Here is a 17,972-nt window from a genome sequence, read left to right on the forward strand (position 1 = left end):
CACCAATATAGTGCGCAAACCTGAGCGAGGTTAGAAGAAACGCAGGAACGGATTTTTTTCTTCTGCGGGTTTGTCTTTGAGCGGACATTCCGGCCGTTGGCCGTAGTCGGTGAGGACGCAAGGTTTGACCTTGCGTTTCTGCGCGAGGGAAATGCGCAGCATCTGGAAAGGTTGATTGGCCGTGCGCTCAACGGTGCGGCCTTGTTCGTCGAGGATTTCCACGGACAGGTTGTGGCTGCCTCGATCGATGTTGCTCAGGGCAAATACCGGGCTGAGGCCGGGCTCAGCGGTGGGTTGGCCGTCGAGCAGCAATCGGTAGCGATGACCCCGTTGCAGGCCGGGTTCGTTGGTAACGCTGACGATCAACTCGCCAGCATTGCTACGGACCGTAGCGTCCGGTTCCGGGACCAGCACGCGGAGCATGTCGTAATGGAACAGCGGCCGTTCTTCATTCTTCTGCTCGGCAATAACGGGGCGCGCGCTCGTAGGGTTGGCGGTCATGCGATTGCTCGTCGCCAGCGGCACGCGCTTGGCATTACCCGAGCCCGGCTGGTCGGTGTAGACCCGGTTGCCCTGGGCGTCGACGTAGGTAAAGACCTCGGCCGTTACCGGCAGCGCGATCAGGCAGGCGATCAGCAGCCACAACCTCATGGCTTATGCACCCGTTGCACGGTGAACGTCACCGCCGGACTCTGCTGAACGATGTTCTCGCCATCGATCACCTGCACCGCCAGGCTGTGTTCGCCACGGTCAATGTTCACCAGTTGCAGGATTGGTACGTTGCTCGACTGCCCATACGGCTGATCATCAAGCAGCAACCTGAACAGGTGCGGCGCTTGAAGGCGCGGTTTGATCTTGACGCTGACCGTGAACGTGCCGTTGTTGGCGCGCAGGGCTTCGTCGGTGGGTAAACCGGTCAACTCCAGCACCTCATAGGCGCTGCGCGGTTGTTCGCTGTTGCTGGCTTCGGCAGACGGAGCTGGAGGCGCCTGGCGCTCAACGCTGTTGAGCGGTGGCAACTCGACCGGCTGCGCCTTGACGCCATCGGGCGGTTGATTGCTGTAGGCGGTGTTGCCGGAGGCGTCGGTGTACTTATAGATCTGCGCTGCGGCGGGCAGGGCGATCAGCAGCAAGATGAATAGAAAACCACGACCCATAAAATCGACCAGAAACGAACGCGTTGGATTGCAGCATAGGTCAGAGGGGGCGGTTGGCCCAAGTTGTAAACATTTGGGCATGAACTGCCAAAAACCCTCAAACGCCACAAAACCCCCTGTGGGAGCGGGCTTGCTCGCGAATGCGGTGTATCAGTCAGCATTTATGTAACTGACACACCGCATTCGCGAGCAAGCCCGCTCCCACATTGGATTTTTGTCAGCCATAGAATCGCAGCCACAAAAAAGGCCTCCCGAAGGAGGCCTCTTTTTTGTCACGCCGCGTGCCGCAGCGCTACCGGATCAGCAGCTGTAGTACAGCTCATATTCCAGTGGGTGTACGAAGGTACGTACCTTGATTTCTTCTTCGCTTTTCAGAGCGATGTAAGCGTCGATGAAGTCATCGGAGAACACGCCGCCTTTGGTCAGGAACGCACGACCTTTGTCCAGCTCTTCCAGGGCTTCTTTCAGGCTGCCGCAAACTTGTGGGATCTCTTTCGCCTCTTCAGGCGGCAGGTCGTACAGGTTTTTGTCAGCTGCGTCGCCAGGGTGGATCTTGTTCTGGATGCCGTCCAGGCCAGCCATTACCAGGGCAGCGAAGGCCAGGTACGGGTTGGCTGCCGGATCCGGGAAGCGGGCTTCGATACGGCGAGCGCGAGGGCTGGACACGTAAGGAATACGGATCGAAGCGGAACGGTTGCGAGCCGAGTAGGCCAGCATGACCGGCGCTTCGAAACCTGGGACCAGACGCTTGTAGGAGTTGGTCGACGGGTTGGTGAAGCCGTTCAGGGCCTTACCGTGCTTGATGATGCCGCCGATGAAGTACAGAGCGGTGTCGGACAGGCCGGCATAGCCTTCGCCAGCGAAGGTGTTCTTGCCATCTTTGGCGATGGACAAGTGAACGTGCATACCCGAGCCGTTATCGCCGTACAGAGGCTTAGGCATGAAGGTCGCGGTGCGGCCGTAAGCGACAGCAACGTTGTGCACGCAGTACTTCAAGGTTTGAACTTCGTCAGCCTTGGCGACCAGGGTGTTGAACTTCACACCGATTTCGTTCTGGCCGGCAGTTGCCACTTCGTGGTGGTGAACTTCGATGACCAGACCCATTTCTTCCATGGCGTTGCACATGGAGGTACGGATTTCGTGGTCGTGGTCGAACGGTGGAACCGGGAAGTAACCGCCTTTGATACCTGGACGGTGGCCATGGTTGCCGCCTTCGATGTCCTGGTCGGACATCCAGGAACCTTGTTCGGAGAAAATCTTAAACATCGAGCCGGAGATGTCGGACTTGAACTTCACCTGATCGAAGATGAAGAACTCAGGCTCCGGGCCAACGAATACGGTATCGCCGATACCGGTCGACTTCAGGTATTCCTCGGCACGCTTGGCGATCGCACGTGGGTCGCGATCGTAACCTTGCATGGTCGACGGCTCGATGACGTCGCACACGATGATCAGCGTTGGGTCTTCGGTGAACGGGTCGAGAACGGCAGTGCTGTCGTCCGGCAGCAGGATCATGTCGGAAGCTTCGATGCCTTTCCAGCCAGCGATGGAGGAACCGTCGAACATTTTGCCTTCTTCGAAGAAAGCTTCATCCAGCGCGTCGCGAGCCGGCATGGTCACGTGGTGCTGAGTGCCTTTGGTGTCCGTGAAGCGCAGATCAATCCACTTGACGTCATGATCTTTGATGAGTTGAACCGACTTCGACATAGTGTCCTCCGGGTGGCTTCGGGCTTAGTAGTGGATGCCCTTGGAATATGGGTGATGCCGGCGCGAATACTCTGCCAAGGCAACCTGCCTCACAAGGGAGCAAATTGCATGCCAGTGCCCCACCATGGGTTTTTTGCCCCAATAACACGCTTATAAAGGTACAAAGCGCCTGTAAGCTGAAAATCTCGCCCTACAATGTAGCGTCAGAATCAATAAATGACCCGTTTTGGTGCGCGCAAAACCTTCTGCACATTAACTGGTTAAACCTTGAGCAATTTCCGCTATAATCCGCGCCCCCCTTTTTCGGCTGGCCCAGCGCGCGCTGTTTTCATGAAACTAATCGTAAAAGTCTTCCCCGAGATCACCATCAAGAGCCGCCCGGTACGGATGCGTTTCATCCGCCAGTTGGCCAAAAACATCCGTACCGTGCTCCGCGACCTGGACCCGGCTGTGGTGGTGAACGGTGTGTGGGACAATCTCGAGCTGGAAACGCGCGTCAGCGAGCCCAAAGCCCTGAAGGAGATGACCGAGCGCCTGAGCTGCATGCCGGGCATCGCGCATTTTCTGCAGGTCGACGAATACCCGCTGGGCGACTTCGACGACATCGTCGCCAAGTGCAAGCAGCACTTCGGTGATGCGTTGGCCGGGAAGATCTTTTCGGTGCGCTGCAAGCGTGCCGGCAAGCACGAATTCAGCTCGATGGACGTCGAGAAATACGTCGGCAGCCAACTGCGTCGTCAGTGCGGCGCCGCCGGAATTTCGCTGAAAGAGCCGGAAATCGAAGTTCGTATCGAAATTCGCGACAAACGGTTGTTTGTGATCCACAGCCAGCACAACAGCATCGGCGGTTATCCGCTGGGTGCCCTGGAACAGACACTTGTGCTGATGTCTGGCGGTTTCGATTCCACCGTCGCCGCTTACCAGATCATGCGCCGCGGGCTGATGAGCCATTTTTGCTTCTTCAATCTGGGCGGACGGGCCCATGAACTGGGCGTTATGGAAGTCGCGCACTTCATCTGGAAGAAGTACGGCAGCTCCCAACGCGTGTTATTTGTGAGTGTGCCGTTCGAGGAAGTACTGGGAGAAATTCTCGGGAAAGTCGATAACAGTCATATGGGTGTAGTTTTGAAGCGTATGATGTTGCGCGCTGCTTCCCGTATTGCCGATCGGCTGGACATCGATGCGCTGGTTACCGGAGAGGCGATTTCCCAAGTGTCGAGCCAGACACTGCCGAACCTGTCCGTGATCGACTGCGTGACCGACAAGCTGGTCTTGCGTCCGCTGATCGCCAGTCACAAGCAGGACATCATCGACTTGGCCAACGAAATCGGTACTGCCGACTTCGCCAAGCACATGCCGGAATACTGCGGGGTCATCTCGGTGAACCCCAAGACCCACGCCAAGCGTCCGCGCGTGGAGTACGAAGAACAACAGTTCGACATGGCAGTACTTGAGCGTGCGCTCGAGAACGCCAAACTGGTGCCGATCGATCGCGTGATCGACGAATTGGGCCAGGATGTGCAGATTGAAGAAGTCAGCGAAGCGCTGGCCGGTCAGATCGTCATCGACATCCGTCACCCGGACGCCGCTGAAGACGACCCGCTGGACTTGGCTGGCATCGACATACAAACGATGCCGTTTTATGCATTGAACGCTCGTTTCAAGGAACTGGACCCTACTCGCCAGTACCTGCTGTATTGCGACAAAGGCGTGATGAGTCGCCTGCATGCCCACCATTTGCTCAGTGAGGGGCATGCCAATGTGCGCGTTTATCGACCGAGCTAAGAGCCCGGGGCTGTTTGCCTGTGGCCTGCGTCACCGGCCCCCCGACTCTGCCGTCAAGCTGTAACGGCAAGGCCTGACTCTACTGTTAATCGCTGCCACGACCTGTCAGCACACCGAATCCTCTGATCGAGATACACAAGTGATCGAAAATCTACGCAACATCGCCATCATTGCTCACGTTGACCATGGTAAGACCACCCTGGTAGACAAACTCTTGCGTCAATCCGGCACCCTGGAGCGCAACGAGCTCAACGACGAGCGCGTGATGGACTCCAACGACCAGGAGAAAGAGCGCGGTATTACCATTCTGGCGAAAAACACCGCCATCAACTGGAACGGCTACCACATCAACATCGTGGACACCCCGGGCCACGCCGACTTCGGCGGCGAAGTTGAACGCGTAATGTCGATGGTTGACTCCGTTCTGCTGCTGGTTGACGCTCAAGACGGCCCTATGCCGCAAACCCGTTTCGTGACCAAGAAGGCTTTCGAAGCCGGCCTGCGTCCAATCGTGGTCATCAACAAGGTTGACCGTCCAGGCGCACGTCCGGACTGGGTTCTGGACCAGATCTTCGACCTGTTCGACAACCTGGGTGCTACCGAAGAACAACTGGACTTCCAGGTTGTTTACGCTTCGGCCCTGAACGGTATTGCCGGTCTGGAACACACCGCCATGGCGGAAGACATGACCCCGCTGTACCAGGCGATCGTTGACCACGTTCCAGCTCCAAAAGTTGACCGTGACGGTCCGTTCCAGATGCAAATCTCGGCACTGGACTACAACAGCTTCCTGGGTGTTATCGGCGTTGGTCGTATCGCTCGTGGTCGCGTCAAGCCGAACACTCAAGTTGTGGCTATCGACATTGACGGCAAGAAGCGTAACGGTCGTATCCTGAAGTTGATGGGTCACCACGGTCTGCACCGCATCGACGTTGACGAAGCAGCTGCCGGCGACATCGTCTGCATCAGCGGCTTTGACCAGCTGTTCATCTCCGACACTCTGTGCGACCCACTGAACGTCGAAGCGATGAAGCCGCTGACCGTTGACGAACCAACCGTTTCCATGACGTTCCAGGTAAACGACTCGCCTTTCTGCGGTAAAGAAGGCAAGTTCGTCACCAGCCGTAACATCAAGGAACGTCTGGACAAGGAACTGCTGTTCAACGTTGCTCTGCGCGTTGAAGAAGGCGACACCGCCGACAAGTTCAAAGTCTCCGGCCGTGGTGAGCTGCACCTCTCGGTACTGATCGAAACCATGCGTCGCGAAGGCTTCGAAATGGGTGTTGGTCGTCCGGAAGTGATCATCCGTCTGGTTGACGGCGTCAAGCACGAACCGTACGAAAACGTGACCATCGACCTGCCGGAAGAATCCCAGGGCGCGATCATGGAACAGATCGGTATCCGTAAAGGCGACCTGACCAACATGGTTCCGGATGGCAAGGGCCGTGTGCGCCTTGAGTACAACATCCCGGCTCGTGGCTTGATCGGTTTCCGTAACGAGTTCCTGACCCTGACCTCCGGTGCAGGCATCCTGACCTCGATCTTCGACCGTTACGACGTGATGAAGTCCGGCGACATGTCCGGCCGTCAGAACGGCGTGCTGGTTTCGGTTGCTACCGGTAAGGCTCTGACTTACTCGCTGGAAACCCTGCAAGCTCGCGGCAAACTGTTCCTGGGTCACGGTGAAGACGTGTACGAAGGTCAAATCGTCGGCATCAACAGCCGCGACAACGACCTGGGCGTCAACCCAACCAAAGGCAAGAAGCTCGACAACATGCGTGCTTCGGGTAAAGACGAAACCATCGCTCTGGTTCCGCCTATCCGCTTCACCCTGGAGCAGGCTCTGGAATTCGTTCAAGAAGACGAATTGTGCGAAGTCACTCCTAAGTCCATCCGTCTTCGCAAGAAGATCCTGGGCGAAAGCGAGCGTACCCGCGCTGCCAAGAAAGCCGGTAACTGAGTCTCGACTTAGTTAGCGCTTAAAAAAACGCCCCCGACCGCAAGGTCGGGGGCGTTTTTGTTTGTCTGGGGTTTGTGCGGTGTTTGTTGATCGTTCCCACGCTCTGCGTGGGAATGCCTCAATGGACGCTCTGCGTCCGCTTTGGGACGCGGAGCGTCCCGGGCTGCATTCCCACGCGGAGCGTGGGAATGATCATGTAGGGGGCTTTAGAATTTTTCGAGGGTGCGACGGCTTTCGCTGGTCTCACGCGCCACTTCTTTCGGCTTGTAAGCGCAATACCCCGGCCGTGGCCCGATTTTCGGGTGATTGCGGCAGGTGTCCGGACGCTTTTCATAAATAGTGCACAGACGGCTCTTACGATCCAGGTACAGGCAATCGTTGTTGCTCATGCGCTGGAGGGTGAAGATCTCGGTTTTCTGGCTGTAGCGCTCGACGATCCCTTCCTTCTGCAGGCGCTTGGCAATGTTCTTCGCTGGCTCGCCGCGCTCGAACTCGTCGACGATGCCGATGCGGATCAGGTCCTTGATCTTGACCTCGACCGGCAGCGTGCAGCAGCTGGATACACACGAGCCGCACATCGGCGCAGAATATTTGGCCCAGGTATCGAGGCGATCGATCTCTGCGGCAGCGATCAGGTTGGACTTCATCATCGGTTGTTACCAGCGTGTGCATCAGGGCGCGCGATCATACCGGGACTGGTGGATTTTTGAACAACCTTTCGCCAGATTTTTTCTCTGTCACCCAAATAACACCGTTAATCCGGCACGGCCCCTGCATTGATTCAAGTACATGACAATGTAATGCCGGCCTATCTCGCACTATCAGGAAAAACTGCCGAACCAGAGCCCCGACCGCCTGTCAGACCGTCTAGGCTCAGACAACTCAACGCTCGCTCGAGGTCCTATCGATGACTCAAGAACCACTTGTTCGCGAAGCAGAGGTGGCCGCATTTCGCGATGCCGTCTTGACCAAACTCACCTACGCGGTGGGCAAAGACCCGGATCACGCCTTCGACCACGACTGGTTCGAAGCCATCGCCCTGGCAGCGCGCGATCACATGGTCGAGCACTGGATGGATCACACCCGGCAGATTTACCGCAAAGGTCAGAAACGGGTTTACTACCTCTCCCTGGAATTTCTCATCGGCCGGCTGCTCTACGACAGCCTGAGCAACCTCGGCCTGCTCGACGTCGCCCGCGAAGCCATGACCGAACTCGGCGTCGATATTGAGCGCATCCGCCTGCTGGAGCCCGACGCGGCCTTGGGCAACGGTGGCCTTGGTCGTCTGGCGGCGTGTTTCATGGAAAGCATGTCGACCCTTGGCATCGCAGGCCATGGCTACGGCATTCGTTATGAACACGGCTTGTTCCGTCAGGCCATCGTCGACGGCTGGCAGCAGGAGCAGACCGAACACTGGCTGGATTTCGGCAACCCGTGGGAATTTGAGCGGCCTGAAGTTGTTTACCCGATCGGCTTTGGCGGCAGTGTCGAAACCGTGACCGATGAGGCCGGCAAGTCCAAGCAAGTCTGGTCCCCGGGGGAAACCGTACGGGCGATTGCTTACGACACGCCGGTGGTCGGCTGGCGCGGGGCGAGCGTCAATACGCTGCGCCTGTGGCGTGCCCGTGCCATGGAAGATTTGCACCTGGAACGCTTCAACGCCGGTGACCACTTGGGCGCCGTGGCAGAAGTCGCCCGGGCGGAAAGTATCTCCCGCGTGCTCTACCCGGCGGACAGCACCGAAGCCGGTCAGGAATTGCGTCTGCGCCAGGAATACTTCTTTGTCGCCGCGTCCTTGCAGGATTTGCTGCGCCGCCATCGCAACATGCACACCTCGGTCCTGACCCTGGGTGACCACGCGGCGATCCAGCTCAACGACACGCACCCTTCTATTGCCGTGGCTGAGCTGATGCGGCAATTGGTCGACGTCTACGACGTGGCGTGGGACGCCGCGTGGCAGGTCACCGTCGACACGCTCTCGTACACCAACCACACGCTGTTGCCGGAAGCGCTGGAAACCTGGCCAGTCGGTTTGATGGAGCGGATGTTGCCTCGGCACATGCAGATCATTTACCTGATCAACGCTCAGCACATCGACTCGTTGCGCGCCAAAGGCATTCACGACTTCGACGTGCTGCGCGCGGTGTCGCTGATCGAAGAAGACAACGGCCGCCGCGTGCGCATGGGCAACCTGGCGTTCCTCGGTTCCCACAGCGTCAACGGCGTGTCCGGTCTGCACACGCAACTGATGCGCAAAACTGTGTTCTCCGAACTGCACAAGCTCTACCCGGAGCGGATCAACAACAAGACCAACGGCATCACCTTCCGCCGCTGGCTCTATCAGGCCAACCCTGAACTGACGTCGATGATGGTCGATGCCCTCGGCCCGGATCTGTTGGACAACGCAGAAGAACGCCTGCTGGAACTGGAGCCCTTCGCCGAGAAAAGTGCGTTCCGCAAAGCCTTCGCCGAGCAGCGTCTGCACAGCAAAAAAGCCTTGGCCTACCTGATTCATGAACGATTGGGGATCGCGGTCAACCCGGCGGCGATGTTCGACGTGCAGGTCAAACGGATCCACGAATACAAACGCCAGTTGCTCAACCTGATGCACACCGTCGCGCTGTACCAGGCGATTCGTGCCGAGCCGGAAATCGATTGGGTGCCGCGGGTGAAGATCTTCGCCGGCAAGGCCGCAGCCAGTTATCACCAGGCGAAGTTGATCATCAAGTTGACCAACGACATCGCCCGGGTGGTGAACAACGACCCGACGGTGCGCGGCCTGCTCAAAGTGGTGTTCCTGCCCAACTACAACGTCAGCCTGGCGGAGAGCATTATTCCGGCGGCGGATTTGTCGGAGCAGATTTCCACTGCAGGCTTCGAGGCCTCGGGCACCAGCAACATGAAATTCGGCCTCAACGGCGCGCTGACCATCGGTACGCTGGACGGTGCCAATGTCGAAATGAGCGAGCGCATCGGCGTCGAGCACATGTTCATCTTCGGCCTCAGCGCCCAGCAGGTTGAAGCGCGCAAGCAGAACCATGAGTTCAATGCGACGCCGGACATTGCCGCGTCCCATCGGCTTAACGACGTGCTGCAAGCGATTCGCGGCGGGGTGTTCTCGCCGGATGATCCGTCCCGTTACGCAGGTTTGATCGATTCGTTGATCGACTACGACCGCTTCCTGGTCTGCGCCGATTTCGATTCCTACTGGGACGCGCAGATGCGCGTGGAAGCCCATTGGCACGATTCTGAAGCCTGGTGGCGGTCGGCGGTGTTGAGCACTTCCCGGATGGGCTGGTTCTCGTCCGACCGGACCATTCGCGAGTACGCCACGGAGATTTGGAAGGCGTTGGAGTAACTTTGGCGACAAATGTGCGCAAGGCCCAACGTCCGTTGGGCCTGATCGATATACTAGGCGCCAACTTGACCCTTGTGGGAGCGGGCTTGCTCGCGAAGGGGCCATCACATTCAACATCAATATTGAATGTGATGGCCCCTTCGCGAGCAAGCCCGCTCCCACATTGGATTTGTGGTGCAGATGCAATCTGCTTTCACACTGGATTCCGGGTGTCTGGTCACTAGACTGGAGCAGAGGCTGCTTCGCCCGGATTCGCCCCGCAGCGGGGCTGCTTAGGGATATCGACCATGCAATGGATGTTCATGCTGATTGGGCTGGTGCTGGGCTGGACACTCGATGAGTCGTTCAGCGATGCGCTGTTGGGCGCGTTGCTCGGGCTGGTTATTGGCCAGGCCATTCGCCTCGGCCGCCTGGATTCAGAAGCGGCCGAGCAGCGCCGCCTGCTGGAGCAGGCGCAGGTTGCGCTGAATGGGGTGCAGCAACGCCTGGCATTGCTGGAGGTGTCTGGCGCCACAGCGCCGCAAATCAGCGAACCGATTGCCAGCGAAGCCGCCCCGTCTCCAGAATTCACACTCGATGAAATTCCTCTCGAATCCCCGGAGATGATCTGGGAGCTCCCACCCGAACTCGAACCGATGGCCGCAACGGCGTCGCAACCCAGCCGTCCGCTGCCCGACGATGTCTGGACACCCGAACCGGTCGCCCGCGAACCGCAACAACCTGCGATCCCTCGCGGCCCGAATTTCATCGAGCGGGCCATCAGTGGCGCGCGCAACTGGCTGTTCGGTGGCAACACCGTGCTGCGGGTCGGCGTGGTGCTGTTGTTCCTCGGTCTGGCGTTCCTGCTGCGTTATGCCACCGAAGGCATGGTGGTGCCGATCGAACTGCGTTACGCCGGGGTTGCGGCGGCTGCATTGGGCTTGCTTGGTCTGGGTTGGTGGCTCAGAACACGCAACAGCAATTACGCGCTGATGCTGCAAGGCACCGGGATTGCCGTGTTGTACCTGACGGTGTTTGCCGCGATGCGCCTGCATCCATTGCTCGATCCTACAGCCGCGCTGGGTCTGCTGGTCGCGGTGACAGTGTTCTCGGCGATTCTCGCCATCACTCAGGATGCGTTGGGCCTGGCGGTTGCCGCGGCACTCGGCGGTTTCGCCGCACCGATCCTGACTTCGACCGGCGCCGGCAACCACGTCGCGCTGTTCAGTTATTTCGCCTTGCTCAACGCCGGCATCCTCGCCATCGCCTGGTTCAAGGCCTGGCGACTGCTGAACCTGATCGGTTTCGTCGGCACCTTCGGCATCGGTTTCGCCTGGGGCCTGCGCTCCTACACACCTGAATTGCTGTGGAGCACCGAGCCCTTCCTGATCCTGTTCTTCCTGATGTACCTGGCCATCGGCCTGCTGTTCGCCCGACGCAAGCTGCTGGAGATGAGCGACGCCCCCGAGGACGGCAGTCGCGAGGCACTGCTGCGCTGGTCCGCGCGTAAGGGTGATTACGTCGACGGCACGATGCTGTTCGGCCCGCCGCTGGTGGGTTTCGGTTTGCAGTTTGCGTTGGTCCAACACCTGGAGTTTGCCGCGGCGTTCAGCGCATTGGCGTTGGGCATGATCTACATGGGACTGGCCCGGTTGCTGATGGGCGGCCGTGCATTGCTGCTCGCGGAAACCTGCCTGGCGCTGGGCGTAATCTTCGCCAGCCTCGCGATTCCGTTGGGGCTCGATGCTCGCTGGACGGCTGCCGCTTGGGCCGTCGAAGGCGCTGGTATTTTCTGGCTTGGCCTGCGTCAGCAACGACCGCTGGCTCGCGCGTTTGCCTTGCTGCTGCAACTGGGCTCGGCGCTGGCGTTTGTCAGCGAATTGCGGATCGGCGACGGCAGTTTGCTCGACGGCGCTCCACTGGGCGCGTTGATGCTCGGCGCAGCCTTGTTGTTCAGCTTCTATCAATTGCGCAAAGCTTTGCCCGAACAAACATCGGCATGGGAACGCAAAGGGCTGCCGGTATTGGCCTGCCTCGGCCTGATCTTCCTCTATCTGCTGGCTCCGTTGTTCTTCCTGACTCACGGCACCGCGATCAGTTGGGCGCTGGCGGGGTTGGCGACGTTGTTTGTCGGCCTGCGTCTGCAATCGCGCACGTTCCTGTTCACCGCGTTCGCCGTGCAGTTGCTCGGTGGTGCGTTGTTCCTGCTGCGCTTGCAAGGTTCCAGTGGTGAATCGGCTGCCGTGTTCAGCGCGGGCTGGAGCGGTTTGCTCAGCGCGTCGTTAATTGGCCTGGCGTTGATCGCCGGCATGTTGCTCGCTGCTCGCGATGAGATGGTGCGCAACGACATTCGACTGCTGCGCGGCTTGTCGGTGGTGTTGCTGGCCGGACTGGTGCTGATCAATCTGGCGGTGCTGTTCGTGCTGCCATGGCAAACCGCGAGTGCGGTGTGGGCGGCCAGTGGCCTGTTTATCATTTGGCTCAGTCTGTACCTCAAGCAGCGTGTGAGTTTTGTCTTCGGCCTGCTGTTGCAGGTGATTGGCGGCGCGGCATTCCTGTTCGCCGGGCCGGACCTGCTCGGGCCGCTGGCCAGCGAAGGTTTGAAACCGCTGGCCCATAGCGGCTTCTGGACACCGCTGGTATTGGGCCTGGCCGCCATGGTCGGGGCGTGGCGCTTGCAGCTTGGCAACCATGCCTCGGCGTTCGATGTGCTGAGCTTGAAGCGTTTGTCCGAAGTGTTGCTGGTGTGGGGCGCGGGTTGGTGGGCGGTGGCGTGGATCAGCGAAGTGTTGCGCTTTGCACCGCTGAATCTGCAAGCGACCTTGCTGCTGGCTGTTGCCGCGGTGAGCGTGGCGCTGTGGACGGTGTTGGCGTTGCGTTTGAAATGGTCAGCGCTGGGCCTGCTCTGCACATTGCTGATTCCTGCTGCCGGTCTGGTACTGCTGGCTGCGTGGCACTCGCGTTATCATCCTGCGGCCAACTTCGGCTGGCTGGTGTGGACGGCGGTGGTCGTCGTGCACTTCATCTCCCTGCGCCGCTTGGCGCCGATGTTGCCGGCACGCGCCCTGAGCACCGCCCATGTGCTCGGCTGCTGGCTGTTGATCGGCGTGCTGGCGCTGGAGCTGCGTTACGGTTTGCTGCTGTTGTCCGAGCAGTACAACGCCTGGCGCTGGCTGGGTTGGGCGATCCTGCCGAGCCTGTATCTGGTGCTTATGGCGGTGCCGCGCAATTGGCCTTGGCCAGTGGCGGCCTATCCTCGCGAATACCGCTTCTACGCGGCGGCTCCGTTGGCAGTGCTGATGCTCGGCTGGTTCTGGCTGGCGAATATAGTCAGCGACGGCACGGCCGAGCCTCTGCCGTATGTTCCGCTGATCAATCCGTTGGAACTGGGCCTGCTGTTTGCGCTGTTCGGCGTCTACGTCTGGTCCCGCAGCGCCGTGGCGCAACTGACGATTCGCAAGGACTACGTGGATCACGCCACCCAACTGATCGCCGGGGGTTCGCTGTTTGTTTTCTTCACTGCGTTGGTGATGCGCACCGCGCACCATTGGGGCGGTGTGCCGTTCGAGATGGATGCGTTGCTTGAGTCGATGCTGGTGCAGGCCGGTCTGTCCATCGTCTGGACGTTGATGGCGCTGAGTCTGATGATCGGCGGCCATCTGCGCCATCGCCGCGAAGTGTGGCTGATCGGTGCCGCGCTGATCGGCGTGGTGGTGGCAAAACTGTTCTTTGTCGAATTGAGTAACCGCGGCGGACTTGCGCGGATCGTGTCGTTTATCGGCGTCGGCGTGTTGCTGCTGGTGGTGGGCTATTTCGCTCCGCTGCCACCCAAGCGTGCCGAGGCTGCGCCGGATGCTGATAGGCCGGCCCCAGAAACCGAAGGAGTGTCGTCTTGAGTCAGAAGCTGAACCTGGGCTGGTTGGGCGCTGTTGCGCTGGGTGTGGCGCTGTCCGCCAGCGCTCAGGAAAAACCGGCGGACTTCGCCACACAGGTGCCGTTGTCGCTGAGCGGCGAGGGACCTTGGTATCGTCTCGAATTGCCCTTGGCCGTGCAACTGAATGCGCGGCAAACGGATCTCAGCGATGTTCGGGTCTTCAACGCTGTCGGCGAAGCGCAGGCCTACGCCTTGGCTCGCGAAGCAGCGTCAACCCGTGAAAATCGAACGTTGACCGATGTGAAATGGTTCCCGCTGTACACCTCGGCGGACGCCACGGAACGCGTGCCGGGCATACGCGTGCAATCGAGCGCGAACGGCACGTTGGTCGAAGTGCAGCCTTCCAGTCAGCTGGAGGCGGGTGAAGAAGTGCTGCGCGGCTGGTTGCTCGACGCCAGCGGCATCAAGGCGCCGTTGCAGCAGTTGATCCTTGACTGGACCAGCGAGCGCGATGGCTTTCAGCGTTTCACCATCGAGGCCAGCGACGACTTACAGCATTGGCAGTCGTGGGGCGAAGGGCAGGTGGCGCGGCTTACGTTTGCTGACGAGCGGGTCGAGCAGCATGAAGTTGGCTTGCCCGGGCAATCGGCGCGTTACCTGCGTTTGCTGTGGAATTCACCGCAATCGGCGCCGGCGCTGACGTCCGCGCAGTTGCAAAGCGCGAGCCCCCGCAGCCTGCCGCTGCCGTTGGTCTGGTCGCAACCGCTGGCGGGCAACAGCGTGAAGGCGGGGGAGTACACGTGGCAGTTGCCGATGGGGCTGAATGTCGAACGGGTGCAGATTGAGCTGAGTCAGCCCAACAGCCTGGCGCCGGTGACGTTGTCCGGTCGTCGCGAAAGCAGTCTGCCGTGGCAGCCGCTGACCAGCGGTTTGCTCTATCGCCTGACCCAGAGTGGCCAGGACGTGGTGCAAAACGAATTGCAGCTGTCGGGGCAGACCGTGCAGCAGTTGAAGCTTGTCGTGGATGAGCGCGGCGGTGGCTTGGGCGCTGAAGCGCCGACGGTGAAGTTTGCCGTGCGCTCGACGCAATTGGTGTTCCTGGCGCGCGGGGCGGGGCCTTATACGCTGGCGCTCGGGAGTGCGACGGTGAAGGCGGCGAACCTGTCGTTGTCGACGCTGATTCCGGATTACAGCGCGGCGAAGTGGGCGGCGCTGGGCAAGGCTTCGGTGGAAGGTGCGGCGGTGGTGAGCAGCACATCCACGGTGACCGCAGCAGCGGCAACGGACGCGAACTGGAAGAAGTTCGGGTTGTGGGCGGTGTTGTTGTTGAGCGTTTTATTCCTGGCGGCGATGGCGTTCAGCTTGCTGCGTAAACCGCCGGTCAAATCCTGAGAATGGCTGGCGCTGCGCGCCATTCGCGGGCAAGCCTCGCTCCTACAGTGGAATGCGCAAACCTGTGGGAGCGAACTTGCTCGCGAATGCGGTTCTTCGGTCGGTAAAAATGTCCGTTTCGAACTACGCTCAACCCGGTGCATGAACTCTCTTGGGCGTATCACGTCTGATAGGAGGAAATGCGCCTCGACTCGCGTTAAACTGCGCGGGTTTTTAGCCCCCCATTCCACCGGAGCCTTCCATGTCTCGCGTTACCCTGAGTCGCTATTTGATTGAGCAGACCCGTAGCAACAACACCCCTGCCGATCTGCGTTTCCTGATCGAAGTGGTGGCGCGTGCTTGCAAGGAAATCAGCCACGCCGTGTCCAAAGGCGCCCTGGGTGGCGTTCTGGGCAGCATGGGCACTGAAAACGTCCAAGGCGAAGTGCAGAAGAAACTCGACGTGATCTCAAACGAGATCCTGCTCGAAGCCAACGAATGGGGCGGTCACCTGGCCGGCATGGCGTCCGAAGAAATGGACAATGCCTACCAGATCCCGGGCAAATACCCGAAAGGCGCGTACCTGCTGGTATTCGACCCGCTGGACGGCTCGTCGAACATCGACATCAACGCACCGGTCGGCACGATCTTCTCGGTGCTGCGTTGCCCGAGCGAATACCTGAGCCAGAACGAAGCCTTGAACGAAAAGGCCTTCTTGCAGCCAGGCACCCAGCAGGTCGCTGCCGGTTATGCGATCTACGGCCCGCAGACCATGCTGGTGCTGACCCTGGGTGATGGCGTGAAAGGCTTTACGCTGGACCGTGAAATGGGCAGCTTCGTACTGACCCATGAAGACATCACGATCCCGGAGTCCACTCAGGAATTCGCGATCAACGCGTCCAACCAGCGTCACTGGGAAGCACCGGTACAACGCTATGTCGGCGAATTGCTGGCGGGCGATGAAGGCCCGCTGAAAAAGAACTACAACATGCGTTGGGTCGCGGCGATGGTCGCGGACGTGCACCGCATCCTGACCCGTGGTGGTCTGTTCATGTACCCACGCGACAGCCGCGAGCCGTCGAAGCCGGGCAAGCTGCGTCTGATGTACGAAGCCAACCCGATGTCGTTCCTGGTTGAGCAGGCCGGCGGCGCCTCCACCGACGGTCACCAGCGCATCCTCGACATTCAGCCTGAAGGCCTGCACCAACGCGTAGCGGTGTACCTCGGCTCGAAAGAAGAAGTCGCACGCGTCACGGCTTACCACAAGGAATAAACCATGACCGCGCCCTGGCAGCCGTTGCTCGAATGGTGGTTCGGAACGCTCGAATCCCCCAACGAAATAGCGGCTGACAAGGGCAAGTTATGGTTCGGCAAGCGCGACAGCCAGGACCTCGAAGCGCAGACGCGTTTCGGGGACTGGGTCGAGCAGGCACTGGCCGGCGGATTGACCGACTGGGCGCAACGCCCCGACGGTTGGCTGGCCCTGGTGCTGCTACTCGATCAACTCCCGCGAATGATCTATCGCGACTCTCCAAAATCCTTTTCAGGCGATCTCAGGGCTCAGGCACTGGTGGCGCAAGGCATTGCTGCGGATTTCGATCGGCAGTTGCGGCCGATCCAGCGGGTGTTTATCTACTTGGTGTTTGAGCACTGCGAGAATCTGGCGATGCAGAACGAGGCGATTTCCCGCTATATCGATCTGGTTGCGCAGCAGCCGGAGGCGGATCAGAAGCTGTTTACCGATTACCTAAGTTATGCCGAGAAGCATCAGCGGGTGATTGCGCGGTTTGGACGGTTTCCGCACAGGAATGCGGTGTTGGGAAGGGAGTCGACAGCTGAGGAAATGGAGTTTCTGAGCGGGCCTGGGTCTCGGTTCTAACTCTTCGTTGTTGCAGACGCCGCCTTCGCGGGCAAGCCTCGCTCCTACAGGTTATGCACAGTCTCAATGCTGCACCAATCCTGTAGGAGCGAGGCTTGCCCGCGAAAGGGCCAGTGAGAGCGCCTTAGATTCTGAAGCTGCCCACCAACTGCTTCAACCGCGCCGCCTGCTGCTCAAGATCCGCACACGCACGCAAGGTCGACTGCAAGTTCTCCACACCTTCCTGGTTCAGCGTGTTGATCTCGGTAATGTCGACGTTGATCGACTCCACCACAGCGGTCTGCTCTTCAGTCGCTGTCGCCACGGACTGGTTCATCCCGTCGATCTCACCAATGCGCTGGGTTACGCTGCCCAGGCGTTCGCCTGCCTGGTTGGCGATGCCGACGCTGCTTTCGCTCTGGCGCTGGCTGTCGGTCATGGTGCTCACCGCTTCACGGGCGCCGACTTGCAGTTCCTCGATCATCTTCTGCACTTGCTGCGCCGAATCCTGAGTGCGGTGGGCGAGGTTGCGCACTTCGTCCGCGACCACGGCAAAACCACGGCCGGCTTCACCGGCACGCGCTGCTTCGATCGCTGCGTTCAATGCCAGCAAATTGGTCTGTTGCGAGATGCTGGTGATCACTTCCAGAATCTGCCCGATGTTCACGGTGTTGCTGTTGAGCGTTTCGATGTTGCCGCACGAATCGCTGATCTTCGCCGAGAGCTGTTGCATCGCTGCGATGGTTTTATCTACCACTTGCTGACCGTCTTCGGCCAACGCTCGGGCATCGCTCGAGTGCTGGGAGGCGAGGGCGGCGTTCTGGGCGATTTCCTGGGCGGCGGCGCCCAGTTCGTTGATCGCTGCAGCGACGCTGCTGGTGCGCGAGGCTTGCTGATCGGAGTTGAACATCGATGAGTTAGAG

General features: G+C 59.7%; 12 protein-coding genes. 7 read left to right on the forward strand and 5 right to left on the reverse strand.

The genetic code is table 11. The features are described 5' to 3' along the window. Nucleotides 1–30: 30 nt before the first annotated feature. From ACYZTM_RS17080 to glnA, 3 genes are all read right to left on the reverse strand, one after another. Nucleotides 31–651, reverse strand: a complete 621-nt coding sequence (locus tag ACYZTM_RS17080) for a DUF4124 domain-containing protein (protein ID WP_461983615.1) — start codon at nt 649–651, stop codon at nt 31–33. After that, nucleotides 648–1,157 (reverse strand): DUF4124 domain-containing protein, encoded by a 510-nt coding sequence (locus ACYZTM_RS17085; RefSeq protein WP_461983617.1) that lies wholly within the window; start codon nt 1,155–1,157, stop codon nt 648–650. Before ACYZTM_RS17085 ends, ACYZTM_RS17080 begins: the two co-directional genes overlap by 4 nt. A 300-nt stretch (nt 1,158–1,457) precedes the next feature. Beyond that, nucleotides 1,458–2,864 (reverse strand): glutamate--ammonia ligase, encoded by a 1,407-nt coding sequence (glnA, locus tag ACYZTM_RS17090; protein WP_131061256.1) that lies wholly within the window; start codon nt 2,862–2,864, stop codon nt 1,458–1,460. Nucleotides 2,865–3,194: 330 nt separating this feature from the next. On the opposite strand from glnA, the gene thiI reads away from it, so the two are divergent. Together thiI and typA are read left to right on the forward strand one after the other, a co-directional pair. After that, nucleotides 3,195–4,649: a tRNA uracil 4-sulfurtransferase ThiI gene (gene thiI / locus ACYZTM_RS17095; protein ID WP_461983619.1), complete on the forward strand. Its 1,455-nt coding sequence runs from the start codon at nt 3,195–3,197 to the stop codon at nt 4,647–4,649. A 139-nt stretch (nt 4,650–4,788) separates the two neighbouring features. Further along, nucleotides 4,789–6,609, forward strand: coding sequence for a translational GTPase TypA (gene typA, locus ACYZTM_RS17100; RefSeq protein WP_131061253.1), 1,821 nt, complete (start codon nt 4,789–4,791; stop codon nt 6,607–6,609). A 206-nt stretch (nt 6,610–6,815) separates the two neighbouring features. Here typA and ACYZTM_RS17105 read toward each other — a convergent pair whose 3' ends face one another. Further along, nucleotides 6,816–7,256 carry a YkgJ family cysteine cluster protein gene (locus ACYZTM_RS17105; protein WP_131061316.1) on the reverse strand — a complete coding sequence of 147 codons (441 nt, stop codon included), beginning with the start codon at nt 7,254–7,256 and terminating at the stop codon, nt 6,816–6,818. A gap of 260 nt (nt 7,257–7,516) precedes the next feature. Between ACYZTM_RS17105 and ACYZTM_RS17110 the strand changes: the two genes are divergently transcribed. From ACYZTM_RS17110 to ACYZTM_RS17130, 5 genes are all read left to right on the forward strand, one after another. After that, nucleotides 7,517–9,967 (forward strand): glycogen/starch/alpha-glucan phosphorylase, encoded by a 2,451-nt coding sequence (locus ACYZTM_RS17110; protein ID WP_131061252.1) that lies wholly within the window; start codon nt 7,517–7,519, stop codon nt 9,965–9,967. Nucleotides 9,968–10,254: 287 nt separating this feature from the next. Continuing rightward, nucleotides 10,255–13,842, forward strand: coding sequence for a DUF2339 domain-containing protein (locus ACYZTM_RS17115; RefSeq protein ID WP_461983622.1), 3,588 nt, complete (start codon nt 10,255–10,257; stop codon nt 13,840–13,842). Then, nucleotides 13,839–15,212, forward strand: a complete 1,374-nt coding sequence (locus ACYZTM_RS17120) for a DUF3999 domain-containing protein (RefSeq protein WP_131061249.1) — start codon at nt 13,839–13,841, stop codon at nt 15,210–15,212. The genes ACYZTM_RS17115 and ACYZTM_RS17120 overlap by 4 nt, the downstream gene beginning before the upstream one ends. A 241-nt stretch (nt 15,213–15,453) precedes the next feature. Further along, nucleotides 15,454–16,464: a class 1 fructose-bisphosphatase gene (locus ACYZTM_RS17125; protein WP_131061248.1), complete on the forward strand. Its 1,011-nt coding sequence runs from the start codon at nt 15,454–15,456 to the stop codon at nt 16,462–16,464. 3 nt (nt 16,465–16,467) lie between these two features. Continuing rightward, a complete protein-coding gene (locus tag ACYZTM_RS17130; protein WP_461983625.1) occupies nt 16,468–17,070 on the forward strand; it encodes a DUF924 family protein in 603 nt (200 codons plus the stop codon). 124 nt (nt 17,071–17,194) lie between these two features. Here the strand turns inward: ACYZTM_RS17130 and ACYZTM_RS17135 are convergent, their stop codons facing one another. Beyond that, a complete protein-coding gene (locus ACYZTM_RS17135) occupies nt 17,195–17,959 on the reverse strand; it encodes a methyl-accepting chemotaxis protein (protein WP_370694726.1) in 765 nt (254 codons plus the stop codon). Between the last annotated feature and the right edge of the window lie 13 nt (nt 17,960–17,972).

This window comes from Pseudomonas sp. MDT2-39-1, assembly GCF_054898085.1.

What these genes read in the sequence shown, in the direction of transcription:
- ACYZTM_RS17080 (WP_461983615.1), bottom strand. Translation starts at nt 651, where the DNA reads ATGAGGTTGTGGCTGCTGATCGCCTGCCTGATCGCGCTGCCGGTAACG.
- ACYZTM_RS17085 (WP_461983617.1), bottom strand. Translation starts at nt 1,157, where the DNA reads ATGGGTCGTGGTTTTCTATTCATCTTGCTGCTGATCGCCCTGCCCGCC.
- glnA (WP_131061256.1), bottom strand. Translation starts at nt 2,864, where the DNA reads ATGTCGAAGTCGGTTCAACTCATCAAAGATCATGACGTCAAGTGGATT.
- thiI (WP_461983619.1), top strand. Translation starts at nt 3,195, where the DNA reads ATGAAACTAATCGTAAAAGTCTTCCCCGAGATCACCATCAAGAGCCGC.
- ACYZTM_RS17105 (WP_131061316.1), bottom strand. Translation starts at nt 7,256, where the DNA reads ATGAAGTCCAACCTGATCGCTGCCGCAGAGATCGATCGCCTCGATACC.
- ACYZTM_RS17110 (WP_131061252.1), top strand. Translation starts at nt 7,517, where the DNA reads ATGACTCAAGAACCACTTGTTCGCGAAGCAGAGGTGGCCGCATTTCGC.
- ACYZTM_RS17115 (WP_461983622.1), top strand. Translation starts at nt 10,255, where the DNA reads ATGCAATGGATGTTCATGCTGATTGGGCTGGTGCTGGGCTGGACACTC.
- ACYZTM_RS17125 (WP_131061248.1), top strand. Translation starts at nt 15,454, where the DNA reads ATGTCTCGCGTTACCCTGAGTCGCTATTTGATTGAGCAGACCCGTAGC.
- ACYZTM_RS17130 (WP_461983625.1), top strand. Translation starts at nt 16,468, where the DNA reads ATGACCGCGCCCTGGCAGCCGTTGCTCGAATGGTGGTTCGGAACGCTC.
- ACYZTM_RS17135 (WP_370694726.1), bottom strand. Translation starts at nt 17,959, where the DNA reads ATGTTCAACTCCGATCAGCAAGCCTCGCGCACCAGCAGCGTCGCTGCA.